This window comes from Demequina sp. TMPB413 (genome assembly GCF_020447105.2).
Lineage (GTDB): Bacteria > Actinomycetota > Actinomycetes > Actinomycetales > Demequinaceae > Demequina.
In genome coordinates this window covers 2,534,737-2,553,472 of the sequence record NZ_CP096184.1, presented here as the reverse complement: position 1 = coordinate 2,553,472, position 18,736 = coordinate 2,534,737, and the positions used below count along the sequence as shown (strand labels likewise).

Genomic DNA, 18,736 nt, shown 5'->3' with positions numbered 1-18,736 from the left:
CCACCCTCAGCACACCCCACCTCTACTCAGCACACCCAAAAACGCGGAGGCTCCCGCCCCGCGAGACACGAAAGGCACCAACATGAATGTCTCCTTGACAGGGCGTCTCGCCCGAACGGCCGCGACCAGGCCATGGCTCACCGTCGCGGGCTGGATCCTCGCGATGGTCGCGGCAGGAGCCGCAGCCGGCTCGATCGACTCGTATGTGACCCCGGCCCAGATCAACCTGGTGACCACCGAGGCCGATCGCGCCGACGAGCTCGACCAGCAGCATCGCGTGGGCGACGGCGACGCCGACCGCTTCGCGGAGCAACTCATCGTCACGTCCCACACGGCCACGGCCGGCTCTGCTGATTTCGATGCGGTCCTCGCCGACGCCGTAGCCGCCATGAATGACATCGACGGGGTAGCCGACGTGTCGGTTGCCGACGCCGTCGTCGCCCCTACCGACCGCTCGGCGATTGTTGACTTCACCGTCGAGGCCGACCTCGAGACCTTGCGCGAGGTCGTCGATGCGGCCGACGCCGCAGGTACCGAGACCGTCGACGCCTTCGTCTCCGGCCCAGAGTCCACCCAGCTCGCCCTCAACGACCTGGCGAACAAGGACCTGGCGCGCGGCGAGGGCATCGGCATTGCGGTCGCGCTGGTGGTGCTCGTGTTCGTCTTCGGCGCCGTGGTCGCCGCAGGGTTGCCCCTGCTGGTGGCGCTCGGCTCGATGGTGATCGCCTTGGGCCTTGGCGCGATCGCATCGAGGGTGCTCGCCTCGTCGGGAACGGAGGTCTCCGACAGCCTCACCATCTTTGTGGGAATGATGGGTCTCGCGCTTGGCATCGACTATTCGCTGCTGACGGTGCAGCGTTTCAGGGAGGAACTCGCCAAGGGCCACAGCGTGCTCGACGCCGTCACCATCACTGGCTCCACGGCAAACCGCGCAGTCCTGACCTCCGGCCTGACCGTCGTCGCGTCGATCGGCGGCCTCATGTTGCTGCCCCAGAACACATTCCTCGGCATCGGCATCGCGATCATCGCCGTGGCCCTGTCCGCCGTCTCGATTGCCCTGTTCTTGCTGCCGGCCGTGCTGCGGCTCCTTGGGCATCGCGTGAACGCCTGGCGTTTGCCGATGCGCCACCCCGGCGAGACGTCAAAGGGTTGGACCAGGCTTGCCACCTGGGTTGCCCGCCGACCAGGCTCCGCGGCCGCGGCTGGACTCGTGACTCTCGGCATCGTCGCGGCCCCGGTGTTGTCGCTCCAGTTCGCGATGCCCACCCCTGATTCCTGGCCGGACGACTTTGTGCTCAACAAGGCCAACGTGGTCTACACCGAGGACTTCGGCTTCACCGACGCCGCCACCACGGTGGCCATTACGGGCGCTTCCGATGCGCAGATCGCGTCGCTCGCGGCCGACATCGAGGCCGATCCCGGCTTCGCAGGAACCACCGTCGATGCGCGCGACGGCGCCACCTTCATCGACACTCACGACACCTTCGATGTAGCCAACCCTGCCTCCGGCGAGGCGATCGAGCGACTGCGGGATCAGTTGATCCCCCTGCACCTCGACGGCACAGAAGCCGAGGCGTTCGTCGGAGGCGCACGGGCTGCCGAGTACGACAACTACGGGCTGATCGCGAGCCGCGCTCCGTGGGCCGTCGCCTTCATCCTCGGCATCACCTTTGTACTCCTGCTCGTCATGTTCAGGTCGGTGGTGGTGCCCCTCAAGGCCATCCTGATGAACCTGATCGGCACCACGGCTACGTTCGGAGCGCTCGTCGCGACGTACCAGTGGGGCTGGGGAGACGCGCTCGGCCTCCCCACCGTCGACGGCATCTCTCCGTACATGCCAGTGATGGTCTTTGCCCTGGTATTCGGGCTCTCTATGGACTACCACGTGTTCCTGCTGAGCAGGATTCGGGAGCGGTACGACGCGACGGGCGATACCCGCACGGCCGTGATCGAGGGCGTCTCCAAGACCGGTCCGCTCATCACGGGCGCGGCGCTCATCATGATCGGCGTGTTCGGTGGCTTCGCCTCAGCGTCCATCCCCGAGCTCTCACAATGGGGATTCGGGCTCGCGGTGGGCGTGCTACTGGACGCCACCATCATCCGCATCCTGCTGGTGCCCGCCGCCATGACGTGGCTCGACAAGGCGAACTGGTACCTACCGTCGTGGCTTGAATGGCTCCCGCGAGTCCAGCACCACGAGCACCCCGCGCCAGCGCTCGAGGAGCCCCACGGCGAGCGCGAGCCAGCCCTCGTCTAGCCCACCATCGGCGCGCCGCCGGCCCGATCCCAGCGTCGGCGGCGCGCGGCACCACTCAATCCCCCTTGGAGGGACCATGATCACCACCCGCACCACGACCATGACCGCCGTCATGCACGACCGCTACGGCGAGCCAGACGTGCTCACCACCGGTCTCGCCCCTGTCCCGACGCCCGGCCGGCGTGACGTCTTGCTCCGCGTGAAGGCGGCGGCTCTGAACCCGGCCGACGTGTTCCTCACCAGAGGCAGACCGGGCGTCGTCCGCCTGGGGTTGGGACTGCGTCGGCCGCGCCGCACGATTCGTGGCAGCGACGTTGCCGGCGTGGTCGAGGCGGTGGGCGCCGACGTCACCGAGTGGAGCGTGGGCGACGAGGTCTTCGGCGCGGGCAGGGGATCGCTCGCCGAGTATGCCCTTGCCGCGGCCGACGACCTGGCGAGGATCCCGGCGGGCGTCACCTTTGAGGCCGCGGCGGGCACGACGATGGCGGGCCTCGCGGCGCTCCATGGGCTGAGGGTGCGGCCGGTTGGGCCCGGCGACCACGTGCTGATCATCGGCGCCGCCGGCGGCATCGGCTCCTTCGCGGTGCAGATGGCCGCCGCTGCCGGGGCCACCGTGACGGGGGTGTGCTCCGCAGCGAAGGCGCAGCAAGTAAGAGACCTCGGAGCACACCGCGTCATCGACTACGCAACCCAGAGCGTGCTCGATCTGGAGGAGCGCTTCGATCTCATCTTCGACAACGTGGGAGCAGACCGCATGCTCGCGCTGGAGAAGCTCACAACCCCCACTGGGATCCTGCTGCCCAACAGCGGAGAGCGAGGCCCCGATGGTGGAGCCCTCGCCCGCGTGGTCAAGGCGATGTGGCGGGGCAAGGTGCTCCGCAAGCGCATCGGCTCCTTCTACTCGTCGCCGAACCGGGAGGATCTCGCCCTTCTGGCGGACATGCTCGCCGACGGATCCCTGACGGTTCCCGTCGACACGATGTTCAGCCTGGCCCACGGCCGCGAGGCAATGGAGCGCGTCGCCTCGCGTCATGCTAGAGGCAAGGTGGTCGTCTCGGTGCCGTAGCCAGCCGGGCTTGAGTAGCGGGGCCGGGTCGCCGGGACTTGAGGACGGAGGAATGCCCTGGCGGAGGCGTACCGTTTCCCACTAGGAATGAGAAACACCTTCAGCTCGCTCAGCATCCTCAACTACAGGCTCTGGTTCGCCAGCGCCCTCGTGTCGAACCTCGGCACCTGGATGCAGCGCATCGCCCAAGACTGGCTGGTGCTGACGGTGCTCACCGACGACTCTGGCGTGGCGGTAGGTATCACGACGGGGCTGCAGTTCCTCCCGTTCTTGCTGCTCGGCCCGTTCACGGGCGTGGTCGCCGACAGGGTCGACCACCGCAAGATGCTGATGGTGACGCAGACGCTCTCTGGCGCACTGGGGCTCGGCCTCGGCGTTCTCGTCCTAGCTGGCTCCGCAGAACTCCTGCACGTCTACGGCTTTGCCCTTGCCCTCGGGATCGTCACCGCCTTCGACGCCCCGGCGCGCCAGACCTTCGTCGGGGACCTAGTTCCTCGTAAGCAACTGGCCAACGCCGTCGGCCTCAACTCCGCATCCTTCAACGCGGCACGTCTGATCGGGCCAGGAGTCGCCGGAGTACTGATCGCGGTGGTCGGCACCGGCTGGGTGTTCATCATCAACGGGGCGACGTTCGCGGCCACGCTCGTCGCGCTCGCCGTGATGCGAGGGGGCGATTTCCACGCCCAGGAGCGCGCGCCGCGCTCGCCGGGCCAGGTGATCGACGGCCTCCGCTACGTGCGGGGGCGGCGCGACCTCATGATCATCTTTGTGGTGGTGAGCGTCGTGTCCACTTTCGGTCTCAACTTACAACTCACGAGCGCCATGATGGCGCGCATCGAGTTCGACAAGGGGCCCGAGGCGTACGGAATGCTCGGCACAATCCTCGCGATCGGGTCGCTGACTGGCGCGATTATGGCGGCTCGCCGCGAGGCGCCGTCGGCGCGGCTGGTCGTGATGGCCGCTGCTGGCTTCGCTGCCGCGAGCGCAGTGATGGCCGTCATGCCGACCTATTGGACGTACGCACTCTCGGGCATCCCTGTGGGTTTCACCGCCCTCACGATGCTCACCGCGGCGAACGCGACGGTGCAGACCACCACGCCTGCTGCCATGAGGGGCCGCGTCATGGCGCTCTACATGATGGTCCTGATGGGGGCGAACCCGCTGGGCTCACCCGCCGTTGGTTGGGTCGGCGAGCACCTTGGGCCCAGGCTCGCGATTGCCGTTGGCTCGATCACAGCGCTCGCGGTCGTGGTGGCCGTCTTGGCGAGGCAAGTGGTGAAGGGACGGCTCGACGTGGCGCTGTCGCCACGACGGCCGTTCCTCAAGGTCACCGCGATCCCCGAGGTCCAGATCCCGGACCCTTAAGGGACCGACCTCGCCTAGACGCCGCGCGTGCCTGACTCTGGCGGCCGCTGGGTCGCGGCGCGGTCCTGGTAGACCTCGCGGTGCGTTGTCCGACGGCTTTGGGCGTTGACGATCAGCGAGACGATGATCGCGAGCGCACCAGCGATCATGCTGATCCAGCCCATCACATCCAGGTTCACCACATCCACGGTGGCGTTGACGGCGAAGGTGAGCACGGCGCCCACCACAATCAAGAAAATGCCGGTACCGATAGCCATGAGTTCCTCCTGTCTTTCGGTCGTGCCACGGTCGTGCCACGCGCGCCCGACGTTGGCGCCGGACGGCGTCCGCCACAAGGGCGTTACTAGGGGCAACACGGCGTGCAAAGCGAGCATTCCTCCCGTAAGGGGCCGTGCTGCGGCCGCAGCGTGCCAACTTGCCCCGCCCAGCGTCGGCCGCCTCGCGCGCCTGGCGCTGAGCCTGCCGTGGTCACGCTAACGTCGCCCCTATGACAGAGCAGAACTTCCTCATCAAGCAGCGCTTTGCAGCGATGGTCAACCGATACGAGATCTGGAGCGTCGACGCCCAATGGCAGCCCACCTCCATGCTTGGCTTTGCCCAGCAGAAGCGCATGAAGATGCGTGAAGAGGTGGTCTTCTACACCGATGACTCCAAGAGCAGCGTGCTGTTCACGTTCAAGGCGCGCAACGTGCTCGACATCAGGTCCGTTGTGGACGTGTACGACGGTGCAGGCCAGGCCATCGGCACCTTCCACAAGGACTTCGCGGCCTCGCTGCTGAACTCCACGTGGCTCATCGACCAGCCGGGCCAGCCGCAAGTCAGGGGCCAAGAGAAGTCGGCCGTGTACGCCATCATTCGGCGCTTCACAGACTTCGGCTTCATTCCGTATGACTTCGCTTTCTTGGCGCAAGATCGCCCCGTCATGGAGATCGTCCGCAAGTGGGGCCTGCGCGACACGTACCAAGTGACCGTCACGGCCGAGGGCTACGACACCCGTCTGCTGCAGGCCGTTGCGGTGGGCCTCGACGCCCTTCAGAACCGGTAGCCGATGACGCTCGCGACACGGCTGGGCACTAGGTCGGGGCTGGCGCGGGTCTCATCAGTCACAATGTCACCATGACCAACATCGTCACCCTGGAAAACGACTACTGGCAGGTGGGGCTCGTTCCCGCCACCGGCGGCTCCGTCGCGTTCGGCCGCGTGCGGGTAGGGGGCGAGTGGGTCGACGTGCTGCGCCCCACCCAAGCAGACGCCCTTGACGACGTCTGGTCGACGGCGTCGTTCCCCTTGGTTCCGTGGTCGAACCGCATCAGGGACGCCGCGTTCCAGTGGGCGGGCAAGACATACCAGTTGCGCGTCAACTTCGAAGATGGCACCGCGATTCATGGCACGGGCATCGAGTTCCCGTGGGCGGTCGTGGAGCAGACGCCCACGTCGGCCACGCTCGAGTTCGTGTCGCGCGGAGTGTACGGCGTCAACTTCCCGTGGCCGTTCACCGCTCGCTTCACGTATGAGTTGGACGAAGAGCGCTTCACGTGGCACATGGAGATCACCAACGACGCGCACGAGACGTTCCCGGCAGGGCTTGGTCACCACCCGTACTTTGTCAGGGAGCTTGCCTCACGTGAGTTGACCGGCGGGGAGCCGACGCAGTTGCAGATCAATTGCATGACCTCCTACCCGGTAGTGGGCTGCCTGCCGACAGGGGCCCCTCAAGAGGTCTCTGGCCGCCTCGACTTCCGCGACATGAAGCCTTTGGGCGAGGAGTTCATGGACGGCTGCTTCACGCACCGGACGTCCTCCACGCTGGCGACCATCGACTACCCGGGAGCCCTGACGGTCGATATCGAGGCCGGGGCCCTGCTCGAGCACGCCGTGGTCTACTTGCCGGTCGACGTGCCGTACTTTGCGGTCGAGCCGGTGACCAACGGGAACGACGGATTCAACCTCGAGGCTCAAGGGGCGGAGGGCACTGGCGTGTTCCTCGTGCAGCCCGGCGAGACCAGGTCGACGGCATTCACCCTGGTGGCCCAACCTCGCGCTTGACGTCCCGCTTGGCGTGTGGGCCTAGAATGGGTACCGCGCCCAGGGCGCATGCGGGTGTAGTTCAATGGTAGAACTTCAGCTTCCCAAGCTGATAGCGCGGGTTCGATTCCCGTCACCCGCTCCACATATCGTCGCTGGCAAACAACCCGCACGTCGACCCTGCCAGCCCTCCGCCCATGCATCCGACTCACGCCAGGACGCCTAGCCGGGGACGCGGTCCCCGCGGAAGGATGACTGTGACCACTATTGCTGTCGTTGCCCACGCAAAGAAGACTTTTGGTGGAGGACTTGGCGAGTTGCGCAGCGTCCTCCACGACGCAGGATTCCCCGAACCCCTGTGGTACGAGGTCGCCAGGGGTAAGCAGGCGCCGGAGTGTGCGAAGCAGGCCCTCGCCAAGGGCGCCGACATCATTTTTGTGTGGGGCGGCGATGGCACGGTCAGGCGGTGCATTGACGTCGTGGCTGGCTCCGACTCGGCCATCGCCATCCTGCCCGCTGGAACGGGGAACCTACTCGCCACCAACCTCGGAATACCCCAAGATGTCTCGCAAGCCGTGGAAATCGGCCTTCACGGAGAGCGGCGGGCCCTCGACACGGGGAAGGTCAACGGCGAGCACTTCGCAGTGATGGCCGGCGCGGGGCTCGACGCCTTGATGATCCAAGGCGCCGATGACGGGCTGAAGGACCGCTTTGGACGTGCCGCATACCTGTGGTCGGGCGCTAAGAACCTTGAGGCAAGCCCGGTGAAAGCCAAGGTCAAGGTGGAGGGTCGCAAGTTCCACGAGGGCAAGATCACGTGTGTGCTGGTGGGTAACGTGAGAGAGGTCTTCGGCGGGGTCGAGGTGTTCGACGGGTCGCGCCCGGATGACGGCCTCCTCGAGGTCGGCATCGTCACCGCAAAGAGTCAAGCGCAGTGGATTCGCACCCTCGGCACGATGGTGTTGGGCCGCACGGAGAACTCCCCGTTTGTTGTCACCGCGCGCGGATCGCGCATCAAGGTGACTTTTGACAAACCGACTGCTTACGAGCTTGATGGGGGAGTCCGCAAGAAGGCAAAGAAACTCAAGATCAAGGTGCGCCCAAAGTCGATCACGCTGTGCGTTCCCGTGCCAAGCCCTGACGGCGAGGCGGGGCGCCGCGAGCTTCGCGAGTGACGGCGCAAGACCCGCTGGCAACGCGGCGATGCGCGGGCACTACCCTCACGTCGCGCAGGCGGGGCGCAGCCGTGGAGCCTCGGGCCCCTGGATGACAACCCCTGACAGGGCGCGTAGAGCGTCGGCGAATCCGCCGGGCGCAAGCCGATACCAGGTGTAACGCCCCTCCGCCTCGCTGGTCACCACGCCGGCCTCCCGCAGCACCCGCAACTGATTGCTGATGGTGCTTTGGCGCGCGCCAGTGACGTCGATCAGGTGGCACGTGCACAACTGCTCACTCGCGAGCGCCTCCACGATCCTCAGCCGCAACGGGTCAGCGAGCAGCGCGAACTGGCCTGCCAGAGAAGCGGGGAACGGCACCCGCGGTGTAGGGGTGGTGACCTGGCTCATGGTTCATACGCTACCGTGCATCAGTGAAGCGTTATATCAGCGGATCATGATGTGTGTGAGTCCCGCTCGGCGCCCGAGTCGCTCTACCCCTGACCAGAACGTGGAGAAAGCCCTTGTTGATCGCCGTCATCATCTTCGTCCTGACCCTCACTCTGGTGATCTGGCAGCCGCGCGGGCTCGGCATCGGCTGGACCGCCCTCGGCGGCGCGGCGCTCGCGCTCATCACCAGCGTCGTGCAGTTCAGCGACGTGCCAGACGTGTGGGTCATCGTGTGGAACGCGACCCTCACCTTTGTGGCCATCATCCTGATCTCGCTGGTGCTCGACGAGGCAGGCACCTTCGAGTGGGCCGCCCTGCACGTCGCGCGGTGGGGCCGCGGCAACGGGCGGATGCTGTTCAACCTCATCGTCGTTCTTGGGGCCGCGATCGCAGCCTTCTTCGCCAACGATGGCGCTGCCCTCATCCTGACGCCGATCGTCTATCAGATGCTCTTGGCGCTCAAGTTCGACCCCAAGGCCGCCTTCGCGTACGTCATGGCCACCGGCTTCGTGGCCGATAGCACCAGCCTGCCGCTCGTCGTGTCGAACTTGGTCAACATCGTCTCGGCCGACTTCTTCGACATCGGCTTTGCCCGCTACGCCCTCGTCATGATCCCGGTGAGCATCGTCTCGCTCGCAGCGAGTTTGCTTGTGCTGCGCATCTACTTCCGCAAGTCCATCCCCGGCAGGTACGACGTCGCCGACCTTGCGCGGCCGGCCGACGCCATCCACGACCGCCTCACCTTCAGGGCTGGGTGGGTGGTGCTGGCCGCCCTCCTCGTCGGCTACTTCGCGGCCGACCCCCTCGGCGTTCCCATCGCCGCCGTCGCCGGGCTCGGCGCCGTCGCGATCTTGCTGATCGCGGCCAGGAAGCCCACCTGGGCCTTCGCAAGGACGGCGCCCGTCGACGCGCACGCCCAGGTATCTTCAGGGGCCGGCGACGCCGACGCTCGGGCCGCCCTGATCGAAGTGGAGGGCGTTGGCGACGCCGACGCCGGGGCCGCCGGCTCCACCGCAGCACCCGTTGCCACCGCGCCGGGCCGCATCCCCGTGATGCCAGTGCTGAAGTCGGCGCCATGGCAGGTGGTCCTCTTCAGCCTTGGCATGTACCTGGTGGTCTACGGGCTGCGCAACCAAGGACTCACCGACTCGCTCGGCGACGTCTTCGCGTGGTTCGGCGACCATGGCCCTCTCGCGGCCGCGGGGGGAACTGGGTTCCTCGTCGCGGGCCTGTCCTCCATCATGAACAACATGCCCACCGTGCTGGTAGCCGCGCTCGGCATTGAGGCGTCAGGCGCGACGGGTCTCACGCAGCAGTTCATGATCTACGCCAACGTCATCGGCTCCGACCTTGGGCCCAAGATCACTCCGATCGGCAGCCTCGCGACGCTGTTGTGGCTGCACGTGCTCGACCGCAAGGGGATGCACATCGGATGGGGAACGTATTTCAAGGTGGGCATCGTCCTGACCATCCCCGTGTTGGCCATCACGCTGCTCGCGCTCGTCGGTTGGCTGAGCCTGATCGGCGCCTAACAGGGCCGCAGCGGGACCACTGCGCCACCGCGTCCGCACCGCCGCCTCGCCGCCTCGCCGGATACGCTGTCACGATGGTCGACACGTGCGTCACGCGAGTGCCGATTTTCGCCGGACTCACGGAGGACGAGCAACGGCGCGTCGCCGGGGTGGCCCGCCCGGTGCGCCTGCAGGTGGGCGAGCTCGCGTACTCCGCCTCGGACGAGGCCGCCCGCCTGCTCGTGGTGCACACGGGCCGCCTCAAGATCTTCCGTATCTCCCCCGATGGAACGGAGCAGCTGGTGAGGGTCCTGGGGCCCGGCGAGTTCACAGGAGAGACGGCAGTGTTCACCGGTCAACCCCCTGGAGACTTTGCCGCCGCACTGGACGACTGTCAGGTCTGCGCCTTCCGTCACGATGACCTCCTGGCGCTGGTACGCAAGTACCCGGAAACGGGGGTGCGGATGCTCGCGACCGTGAGCGCAAGGCTGGCAGCGACGGAAGACCGCCTCAACTCGCTCACATCGCGCGATGTCGAGAGCCGTCTCGCCGGGTACTTGCTCGGCCTGCCGGGGGCCAATGTCGACGGCGCTCAGACTGTACATCTGCCGATGGCCAAGAAGGACATCGCGTCGCTCATCGACACCACGCCAGAGAGCCTCAGCCGCGCGCTCGCGTCGCTCGCCACGCAGGGACTCATCAGGATCGGGTCGGGACGATCAGTCTCCATCACGCGATCCGACGCGTTGCGGCAGCTCGCAGCAGGCGCATGAAACCGCGAACTCCGCGCCACCCAGGAAGCGGCGAGCGCGCCGGCCATTGCGCCAGCCTGCGTGTCACCACTGCCTGCACATGCGCGGCCCCCACAAAGGGCTCGCTCCACACGCGCGAGTCATCGGACACCGCAGCGTTGTCCCCGGCCACGAAGTAGGTGCCGGGCGGGACCGTCCACGTGTGCCGGTAGGCCCCGCGCACAGCGGGCTGGCCGTCGACGGGATCCCCGTTGATCGTCAGCTTGCCGGCCTCCAGAGCGATCCTGTCGCCGCCGACGCCCACCACGCGCTTGATCATCACCGCACCGCCGTGTCGAAACACCACCACTTCCCCACGTCCGACGCCCCTGCCGCCGCGTCCGACCCGCCGAGTGAGCAGCAGGTCGGACGGGCGGAAGGTGGGAGCCATGGAGCCGCCGACCACTCTGACGAGTCGACTCATCGCGCCGTCCTAGTGGGCGTGGGCAGGTACTTGCCGGGGGTCGTGGCACTGCCCGCCCCGAGCGTCGTGCCCGTGATCGTGGTCGTCGCCCTCGGCAAACTTGAAGAAGTCCACGTAAGCGGCGAGGTAACGACGGCCAGCCGCCACGTCGTCGGCGTCAAAGGAAGCGGCGGCGTTCGCGGCGTGGAAGCGCCTGTGGAGTTCCTCCCGGCGCTCCTCGGGCACCATCGGCAACAGGCGATCGTCCGTGCCAAAGGCGAGCGCCTCGTCGGCGGCCTTGACCACCGGATCAATGGCGGTGCCTGTTGGTTGCACGCCGGTGAAGCCAACCCCCTCACCCATGCGGTGCAGGCGGACAAGGGTCTCGAGGAAGAGTCGGTCGGCGAGGTCGCCCGCATCGGCCCCGAGCGTCCTCACTCGCAACGCCTTGCTGAACACGCCGCGTAACTCATCCTCGCCCTCGGCCGGGATCCACTTGAGCGCGTGATTGATGTTGCCGGTGTCGAGGGCCTTGCGACCGTCTGTGGCGGCCGGGCCATCGGCCGTGTCGCAGTGGGCTTCGACGTCGGTTGGCCTGAGATGGGCCAGCAGGGTGGTGATGTTCTGAGTGAACATGGGGTGCTCCTTCTGTTGAGTCACCCCCGACGCTACGGAGACGGTGGCGAGAACGCCTTGACGCAGATCAAGTCACAGGGCGAACCTGACTCCCGCGACGAGCGAGCCTGATCACAGCAACTAGAGGCCGGAGCCCTGCAGGCTCCCCACCGTGTCCGACTCGAGTGACGTGACAACGCACGTGGTCTCTCTGTCGCCAAGCTTCCAGCCCTGCGGGCTCGGGTAATACGGCTCGTAGTAGTACACCGAGTCGGCATAGCCGATGCCCATGAAGCCCTCGTAAGCGTCGTAGCACAGCTGGTCTGCCTGGTCGTAGATGTCGTCCTCGACGTACGCGTCCGCACTCACGTCGAACTCCGCGTAGATCTCGCCGTAGTGCTCCTCGGCGCAGTCGACAATGGTCACGCCGGTGATCCAGGTGCCGCCAGAAGGGTCTTCCATCAGGTTGTCGTAAGGGTCGGCAATGCAATCGCCGACGGCGAGATCGGTGAAGGGCACGACGTCGGCTTCCGTCGTGCCTCCGGTGGGCTGCGGGGTGACCGCATCGTCGTCGCTGCCGTCACCGCTGACCAGGTCGGGGTTCTCCGTGGCTTCGGGGCAAAGGCCCTCGACAAAGCGGGTGGACTCTGACAGCGACAACTCCTTGCCGCCGTCGTAGGTCACGGCCACGCAGAAGTCGATGTCGTACTCGCCGCCGTCCAGCATGACCAACTCGACATCCTCGACGGAATGCGACTTGGGCACCGTCTGGTCGCCGACCGAGTAATGGTCGCCGTCGATGGACACCACGGGCGCATCCAGATTGTCGACCAAGTGGCTTGCCACCGCGACCCTGATGTTGAGGAGGTCGGACTTTGCCTCCGCCTCGTATGCCTCGTCCTGCTGGCTGGCGTACAGCGGTAGCGCAATAGCAGCGAGCACGATCGGACCGCCGACCACGGTGAAGACCCAGGACACGATGGTGCCGGCGAGCGCCACGCCACGATTATTGGCCGTCCCCTTCTTCACCGCTGACAGACCCAAGTGGCCCATGATGATGCCCACTAGGGCAAGGGACACGAACGGAAAGACCAGCGAGAGGACGCCGAGGTAGTTCTTCTGACTCGAGCTCGCTGGCGCCGCGCCGCCGTAAGGTGATGGCGCTCCGTAGCCGTAGGCGGATCCGGTGCCGTAGGCGTACCCCTGGTCAGGCATCGGCGCCACATCGCCCATACCGGGCTGCGTCGACGGCGTCGGCCCGTAGTGCGAAGGTTCACTCATCCCCGGCTGGCCGGACGGTGCCTGGCCGTCACGCGACGGTTCGCCCATACCCGGCTGAGCGTCGGGCGACGCGAAGGGGTCGTACTGGTTGTGGTCACTCACGTTGCGCCCCTCATCCGCCGCTGATGCACTCATGCTAGCGATCTAGGAGCCGCCGCCCGTCCAACGCGTCCACGTTTAGCTCAACGTGGTCAGCGACGTCGGTATGCGCGCGATCGGCCCTGGTCGCGCGAGGTAGTAGCCCTGTCCGAGGGCGCATTCCATCGACCGCAGTTCGCTCAGTTGCGCAGACGTCTCGATTCCCTCCGCAACGGTCACCATGTGGAGGGTCTCCGCGAGCCGCACTACCGCCTGGAGGAAGGCGAAGTCTCCCACCGCTGGCACCGCGGGGTTCACAAAGCCTTGGTCGAGCTTGACCATGTCCACGGGCAACTCCCTCAAGTAACTGAGCGAGGAGTAGCCGGTCCCGAAATCGTCAATCGCCACGCGGACTCCCAGCGCACGCAGCTCCCGCAGGGTCTCCCGGCTGTGCTCGTGGAGCAGCAGCCCCTCCGTCACCTCAAGCACGAGGCTTGCCGCCTCCAACTGATGCTCCGCCAAAGTGGCGACCACAAAGCCAGCAAAACCGTCGTCGTCAAGTTGAAGAGGCGACACGTTGACACTGACGTACGCATGGCCGCCCGTCTCCCGGCGCCACCGGACAAGATCACCGCACGCCCCCCTCACGACTTGCCTGCCGATCTCTTGAATCAGGCCCGTCTGCTCTGCGACGGGGATGAACTCGGAGGGCGGGACGTCACCCAGGTCGGGGTCGTTCCACCGAGCAAGGGCCTCCATGCCGACGACGACGCCGGTATGCAGGTTGGCAATGGGTTGATAGACCAGCGAGATTGCCTCGGCCGCGACTGCCACCTGGAGGGCGGCGGCGAGACGAAATTGCGCCACCGCGCCCTTGTGCATTCCCGGCTCGTACACGGTGTGGCGGCCGCGGCCACGCTGCTTCGCCTCGTACATCGCAAGGTCGGCGTTGCGGAGGAGCGTCTCGGTCGTGTCCGTAGGGCCCGCGGCGGCAATACCGATGCTCGCCCCCACCAAGACAGTGCCGCCGCTGAACTCGATCGGGGTGTCGTGGAGAGCGACGAGGATCCGATTGGCAAGCGCCGACGCCTGCTCCACATCCGAGTTCTTGAGCAAGAGTGCAAACTCGTCGCCGCCCAGACGTGCTGCCGTGTCGCCCTCGCGCGCACATGCGTCGATGCGGCGGGCCGCCGCCCTGATCACCTCGTCGCCGGAGGCATGGCCGAAACTGTCGTTGACGGTCTTGAAACGGTCGAGGTCGATGAAGATGACCACGCAACGGCGGTCCGCATCGCCCGCGGTCGCTAGCGACTTGGAGACGCTCTCGCGAAAGAGGCTTCGGTTGGGAAGACCAGTGAGCGCATCGTGATAGGCCTGATACGCCAGGCGCTGCTCCAGGTCCTTCTCTTGCGTCACGTCAACGATGACGCCGTGCAAGGACTTCACGCCGTTCTGGTCGCGGAGCACCATGGTGTCGTCTCGCACCCACACGACCGTGCCGTCGCGACGGTGGAGGCGGTACGTGTCGGACCGCGGTTCGGGGTCGGTGGTCGCGTGCATCATGTGCAGCCTGCTCGCCAGCACCTCGTCGCGATCAGCCGGATCGAGCTGCCGGATCCAGAGCTCGGGATCCTCTCGCCACTCTTCCGGGGCGAAGCCGAGCATGCGTGCGATCTGGGGGCTGACGTAGCTCCCCGTGGTCTGCTCGCCCACCTCCATCGCGTACACCACGGCAGGAACGCGCTCGACGAGAAGTCGGAACTGCTCTTCCGCCGCACGCAAATCGCTCTCGAGGCGCTTGCGTTTGGTGATGTCGAGGGTCATTCCAATCTCGTAATCGGGAGTGCCATCCGCACGCCTCACGAGCGACACGGTCAGGGCGGTCCACAGGTAGCCTCCGCCTTTGCGAAGGAACCTCTTTTCCATCGTGAAGTGGTCGATTTCCCCCGCGGCGAGCTTGCGGGACAGCACCGCATTCGGCTCGATGTCGTCAGGGTGCGTGAACTCTTTCCACGGCATCGTCGCAAACTCTTCTGCGCTGTAGCCGAGCATGCGGTGGAGGGCGCTATTGGTCATGGTGGTGCGGCCCTCAAAATCCACCAGGCCGATGCCGACGGGCGCGAGTTCAAGAATCGTCTCAAGGCGCGCGAGTCGCTCCGCCGCTGACTCGGAACGAGCGGCTTCGCTGTCGCGCTCGGTGTCGCCCACGAACACCTCCTCCGCTCACGGCTTAGGTGACAAATCGGTCACCCCCGCCTACCTGTGAGCCTAGTTCACGAGGAGCGCGGCGGAACTGGCCGGCGTGGAGGCGAGTCGTGGAGGCGCTACTTGCGGCGAAGCGCGTGTCGCAGGGCCGCACGAGCCGGCCGTGGGATTAGCGTTTGTGTGAGCGAGCCGGTCTCATCCGTTTCGTCACATACAGCAAAGGCCCCCCGGAGTAAGCGTCCGGGGGGCCTTGCTGTTGAGTCGAGGATCACGCCACGCGCTAGGCGCCTGACGCAACCGATGGATAACGAATCCGACCGGCGAGCCCCGCAAGCGGAACCCTCCTCACTCTGCGATTCACGGCCCGTCGCTGCCGCCTCGTGACTGACGGCCCCCGCGTCTTCTCCGAAGAGATCCCGCGAGGCAGGAGCAACATCCTGTGAACCACTCCGATCCGACTCAAGTCCCTTTGTGGCCAGGTTGCCCCGACCACTTTGTTCCTCTTCGTGCGGTTCGAATAAGCCATGTCTACTCCTGCGAAATGGCCTGCGCAAGCGGAAATCGACGTTTTCTTTTTCCACTTTTATTGCACAGGTTTATCCACCGTTTTGCCGGTCTGGTAGCAAGAAATCCACCGGGCTGTGGAGGAAATCTGTGGAGGGAAGCCCGGTTGACGAGGCGCGCAAGGCCCCAAGGTCGGCTCCTTGTCCGCGTTCGCGCGGGCACTTTCTCAGTGGCGTTGGCCACTTGCACTCGCCCGAGGAGCGCCGCGCGGCGTTCAGCCGGGGCGCCGCACATGCGACATGGCGCACTACTCGTGGAAGGGCACCGTTGGTGGGGACAGGCGAAGGGCCCCTCGATGTAAGCGCTCGAGGGGCCCTGCCATGACCTCAAGTTCTCGACGCTGCCCCGTGGAGCACCGCCGACGGCCGTGATTGACGCTACGGCTTCGCCTTCCGAAGAAGACGACCTATCGGTCGACGCGAGGAGCCGCCAGTCCCTGTGCCGTCACCCACAGCTCGAGACGCAGAGCCGAGACTCTGCCTCGCGACGTGGACTGCCGTTGTCCGACGCGTCCGAGGACCTCACCCCCCGCTCCCCCTTGCCTCGACCCTGACCTGCCAGCGCCCAAACTCAGTGTGGATGACCGGAGTCGAAACCCCGATCACACGAGTGGTGAATACCTCGATTCCCCAGTAGTAGCGGAGGTGAGGCACCGTGCGCAAGGCAGAATGGGCAGGAGTTTTTCACATCCGCTGTGCACAGTTCTATCCACCGGCTTTCCCAGGGCGTTCCCGTGTTGCTCACACCGCTGTGGACAAAATCTGTGGATACGGTCGCGAGCAATGATTCAACGGCGTCGGCGCCGTTTTGCCTCGGCCGCGCGGTCGGCCCTTGTCGCTAGCGAGAGGGCGGCCTCTCGTCCTCTGACGCCGCGAGGCCGCCCAGCATCGCGTTGTAGGCACCCAAGTCCGCGTCGCCTGAGCGCTCTGCCTCCCTGTCCTTGCGCTTGGCCGTACGCGCATCCGCGCGTCGCCACGCCACGAGCACCCCGATCGCGAGGATGAGCACGGGAAGCTCGCCAAGCCCCCACGCAATGGAACCCCCGTACTGCTGGTCGGTAATAGCGTCGGCGCCCCAATCCCTGCCCATGAGCCCGTACCACCTGGGGGCAAGCAGCACCTCTGAGGAGGTGAGCGCGACGCCAAAGAAGGCGTGGAACGCCATGGTCGCGAAGAGCAAGAGCACGCGCATCGGATACGCGGGGCGGGTTGGCCCCGGGTCGATTCCCACCAGGGCGTTGGCGAACAGGTAGCCGGCGAGCGTGAAGTGCACGATCATCCACAAGTGCCCCGCGTGGTTGCGTAGCGCGAACTCGAATAGCGGTGAGTAGTAGAACACCACGAGTGAGCCGGCGAAGTTCACCGCAGCCACCACGGGGTGCGCGATGAAGCGCATCCACCGCGACTCCACGATGGTCCGCATCCACTCGCGAGGACCGCGAGTGCCGTCACCCCTGCTCGGAAGGGCGCGCAGTGCGAGGGTCACCGGTGCGGCATAGACGATCGGCAGCGGCACCGCCATGGCCAGCAGCATGTGCTCCATCATGTGCCCGCTGAAGGTCACCATTCCGTAGACAGCCGGCGCACCTTGAGTGATCCAGGCGATTCCCGCCATGCCCACCAGGAACGCGGCGGTCCGTTGCCACGGCCAGTCGTCACCGCGTCGGCGCAGCCTGCTCGCCCAGCGCAGATACACCAGGACGAGCGCGAGAATCACCATCGCGGAAAGGATCTCGAGTCGCCACTGAAGGATCCATTGCAGCGCGTCGGGGCGTGGGGGTAATGGATAGCCGGTCAAGACGAAGGCGGGAGTGGGGTCGGGGACGAGCACGACGGGGATGGTCGGCGCGGTCCGCGACAGCACGCCGCCGATGCCAGCCACCGCTGCCAAGAGCGCCACGTCCCAGGCGAGCACTCGGTAGAACCTGGCCCTCACGTCGGCCGATGTCAGGCGTGGCATCGTCGCGCGCCGGTGCCAGGCGGCCAAGGCAATAACTCCTGACATGAGGAGCAGTTTGAGCGCCAGCATCCGGCCGTAGGTGGTGGTTGCCAGGTCGGTCACGGAGCCCACGCGCAGCCACGCGTTCGCCGCGCCGGTTGCCACGATCGCCGACGCGGCCCACAGCGACATTCGCGAGACGCGTTGCACGGCGGCCTTGGCGTCGCCGGCCAGCGGCTTGCGCGACACGAACACGACCAGGAGCAGCCCTAGCCACACGGCGGACGAGGCGAGGTGCACATAGAGCGAGGTCACGGCCAGGTGGTGGTCCTCCGCCCCAGCCGCGTGCCCCGTCATCGCCTGCACGCCGAGCCCGTAGGCGACCGGCACCAGCCCCCATGCCGCCTCCGAGGGCGTGCGCACCAGCGTCACGATGATCGAGGTCACCACGGCGGCGAGGACGTTGAGTCCGTACGCGCGGCCAAGGTCGATGTCCGCGACGAAGCTCCACAGCTGGCTGCCGAAGTCTGGCGCGGTGACGCTTACTTGCGCGATGTCAACGTAAGAGGCGATCAGGAAGACGCTCGCGGCGGCGACCCACACGAGCGCGCCGATGCGTGCCACGAGGGCCGCTCGTTCGGCGGCGGCACCGCGCACCACGGCGGCGACCATCAGGAGTCCGCCCACCACCGCTGCCACGCCCACGTCGCGGACAATGGCGGCGAGAGTCACCAGGATCATGTGTTTAGCGTAGGCGTCCCAGCAAATGGCGTGATTCGTACCGCTCCGGGGGGCTGCCAGGCGGTTGGTGGCTGAATCTGTACCGCGGCGCCGTGGCGCCGGTACGGATCAAGCCACTTGTGGGCGCGCCGCGGCGTGTCGCGGTACAGATCAAGCCATTTGCGGGGGGTGGGTGCGGGCGGCGTGGTTTCGGCCGACGCTGGGGCACGGCCGACGGCGGGGCGGGCTGGGCCAGGCCGACGGTGGGGTGGGTTGGGGCGCGGCCGACGGCGGGGCGCGTCACACGGAGCGT

General features: G+C 66.5%; 15 protein-coding genes and 1 tRNA gene. 9 read left to right on the top strand and 7 right to left on the bottom strand.

The window, feature by feature from the left end; genetic code table 11:
* Positions 1 to 82: 82 nt before the first annotated feature.
* The 3 genes from LGT36_RS12325 (at position 83) to LGT36_RS12315 (ending at position 4,688) form a co-directional block, all read left to right on the top strand.
* Positions 83 to 2,257: an MMPL family transporter gene (locus LGT36_RS12325; RefSeq protein ID WP_226097329.1), complete on the top strand. Its 2,175-nt coding sequence runs from the start codon at positions 83 to 85 to the stop codon at positions 2,255 to 2,257.
* A 76-nt stretch (positions 2,258 to 2,333) separates the two neighbouring features.
* Complete coding sequence (locus tag LGT36_RS12320) at positions 2,334 to 3,323, top strand: NAD(P)-dependent alcohol dehydrogenase (protein ID WP_226097330.1); 990 nt, start codon at positions 2,334 to 2,336, stop codon at positions 3,321 to 3,323.
* A gap of 87 nt (positions 3,324 to 3,410) precedes the next feature.
* Complete coding sequence (locus tag LGT36_RS12315; protein WP_226097331.1) at positions 3,411 to 4,688, top strand: MFS transporter; 1,278 nt, start codon at positions 3,411 to 3,413, stop codon at positions 4,686 to 4,688.
* A 14-nt stretch (positions 4,689 to 4,702) separates the two neighbouring features.
* On the opposite strand, the gene LGT36_RS12310 is transcribed toward LGT36_RS12315, so the two are convergent.
* Positions 4,703 to 4,945 carry a DUF6458 family protein gene (locus tag LGT36_RS12310; protein ID WP_226097332.1) on the bottom strand — a complete coding sequence of 81 codons (243 nt, stop codon included), beginning with the start codon at positions 4,943 to 4,945 and terminating at the stop codon, positions 4,703 to 4,705.
* Between the two features lie 230 nt (positions 4,946 to 5,175).
* On the opposite strand from LGT36_RS12310, the gene LGT36_RS12305 reads away from it, so the two are divergent.
* The 4 genes from LGT36_RS12305 (at position 5,176) to LGT36_RS12290 (ending at position 7,888) form a co-directional block, all read left to right on the top strand.
* Entirely contained in the window at positions 5,176 to 5,733 is a 558-nt protein-coding gene (locus LGT36_RS12305; RefSeq protein WP_226097333.1) for a hypothetical protein, read from the top strand.
* A gap of 71 nt (positions 5,734 to 5,804) precedes the next feature.
* The gene (locus LGT36_RS12300) at positions 5,805 to 6,734 is read left to right on the top strand and encodes an aldose epimerase (RefSeq protein WP_226097334.1); all 930 of its coding nucleotides are present in this window, start codon (positions 5,805 to 5,807) and stop codon (positions 6,732 to 6,734) included.
* A gap of 50 nt (positions 6,735 to 6,784) precedes the next feature.
* A tRNA-Gly gene (locus LGT36_RS12295) sits at positions 6,785 to 6,858 on the top strand.
* 112 nt (positions 6,859 to 6,970) lie between these two features.
* A complete protein-coding gene (locus tag LGT36_RS12290) occupies positions 6,971 to 7,888 on the top strand; it encodes a diacylglycerol kinase family protein (RefSeq protein WP_226097335.1) in 918 nt (305 codons plus the stop codon).
* A 45-nt stretch (positions 7,889 to 7,933) separates the two neighbouring features.
* On the opposite strand, the gene LGT36_RS12285 is transcribed toward LGT36_RS12290, so the two are convergent.
* A complete protein-coding gene (locus LGT36_RS12285; protein WP_226097336.1) occupies positions 7,934 to 8,278 on the bottom strand; it encodes a helix-turn-helix transcriptional regulator in 345 nt (114 codons plus the stop codon).
* Positions 8,279 to 8,391: 113 nt separating this feature from the next.
* Here LGT36_RS12285 and LGT36_RS12280 point away from each other — a divergent pair, with 113 nt between their 5' ends.
* Entirely contained in the window at positions 8,392 to 9,849 is a 1,458-nt protein-coding gene (locus LGT36_RS12280) for an arsenic transporter (RefSeq protein WP_226097337.1), read from the top strand.
* Between the two features lie 74 nt (positions 9,850 to 9,923).
* Complete coding sequence (locus LGT36_RS12275) at positions 9,924 to 10,601, top strand: Crp/Fnr family transcriptional regulator (RefSeq protein ID WP_226097338.1); 678 nt, start codon at positions 9,924 to 9,926, stop codon at positions 10,599 to 10,601.
* Here the strand turns inward: LGT36_RS12275 and lepB are convergent.
* From lepB to LGT36_RS12250, 5 genes are all read right to left on the bottom strand, one after another.
* On the bottom strand, positions 10,558 to 11,043 hold the full coding sequence (gene lepB, locus LGT36_RS12270; RefSeq protein ID WP_226097339.1) for a signal peptidase I: 486 nt from the start codon (positions 11,041 to 11,043) through the stop codon (positions 10,558 to 10,560). The two genes, LGT36_RS12275 and lepB, sit on opposite strands and share 44 nt — an antisense overlap.
* Positions 11,044 to 11,052: 9 nt before the next feature.
* Positions 11,053 to 11,658 (bottom strand): DUF6448 family protein, encoded by a 606-nt coding sequence (locus LGT36_RS12265; RefSeq protein WP_226097340.1) that lies wholly within the window; start codon positions 11,656 to 11,658, stop codon positions 11,053 to 11,055.
* A gap of 120 nt (positions 11,659 to 11,778) precedes the next feature.
* The gene (locus LGT36_RS12260; protein WP_226097341.1) at positions 11,779 to 13,053 is read right to left on the bottom strand and encodes a DUF4190 domain-containing protein; all 1,275 of its coding nucleotides are present in this window, start codon (positions 13,051 to 13,053) and stop codon (positions 11,779 to 11,781) included.
* Between the two features lie 42 nt (positions 13,054 to 13,095).
* Positions 13,096 to 15,204, bottom strand: coding sequence for an EAL domain-containing protein (locus LGT36_RS12255; protein ID WP_226097342.1), 2,109 nt, complete (start codon positions 15,202 to 15,204; stop codon positions 13,096 to 13,098).
* Between the two features lie 1,398 nt (positions 15,205 to 16,602).
* The gene (locus LGT36_RS12250) at positions 16,603 to 18,444 is read right to left on the bottom strand and encodes a cytochrome c oxidase assembly protein (protein ID WP_226097343.1); all 1,842 of its coding nucleotides are present in this window, start codon (positions 18,442 to 18,444) and stop codon (positions 16,603 to 16,605) included.
* Between the last annotated feature and the right edge of the window lie 292 nt (positions 18,445 to 18,736).

Bases quoted from the DNA above. Each gene is read 5' to 3' on its own strand.
- LGT36_RS12250 (WP_226097343.1), bottom strand. From the start codon at position 18,444: ATGATCCTGGTGACTCTCGCCGCCATTGTCCGCGACGTGGGCGTGGCA.
- LGT36_RS12265 (WP_226097340.1), bottom strand. From the start codon at position 11,658: ATGTTCACTCAGAACATCACCACCCTGCTGGCCCATCTCAGGCCAACC.
- LGT36_RS12260 (WP_226097341.1), bottom strand. From the start codon at position 13,053: ATGAGTGCATCAGCGGCGGATGAGGGGCGCAACGTGAGTGACCACAAC.
- LGT36_RS12325 (WP_226097329.1), top strand. From the start codon at position 83: ATGAATGTCTCCTTGACAGGGCGTCTCGCCCGAACGGCCGCGACCAGG.
- LGT36_RS12285 (WP_226097336.1), bottom strand. From the start codon at position 8,278: ATGAGCCAGGTCACCACCCCTACACCGCGGGTGCCGTTCCCCGCTTCT.
- LGT36_RS12275 (WP_226097338.1), top strand. From the start codon at position 9,924: ATGGTCGACACGTGCGTCACGCGAGTGCCGATTTTCGCCGGACTCACG.
- LGT36_RS12300 (WP_226097334.1), top strand. From the start codon at position 5,805: ATGACCAACATCGTCACCCTGGAAAACGACTACTGGCAGGTGGGGCTC.
- LGT36_RS12310 (WP_226097332.1), bottom strand. From the start codon at position 4,945: ATGGCTATCGGTACCGGCATTTTCTTGATTGTGGTGGGCGCCGTGCTC.
- lepB (WP_226097339.1), bottom strand. From the start codon at position 11,043: ATGAGTCGACTCGTCAGAGTGGTCGGCGGCTCCATGGCTCCCACCTTC.
- LGT36_RS12305 (WP_226097333.1), top strand. From the start codon at position 5,176: ATGACAGAGCAGAACTTCCTCATCAAGCAGCGCTTTGCAGCGATGGTC.
- LGT36_RS12320 (WP_226097330.1), top strand. From the start codon at position 2,334: ATGATCACCACCCGCACCACGACCATGACCGCCGTCATGCACGACCGC.
- LGT36_RS12315 (WP_226097331.1), top strand. From the start codon at position 3,411: ATGAGAAACACCTTCAGCTCGCTCAGCATCCTCAACTACAGGCTCTGG.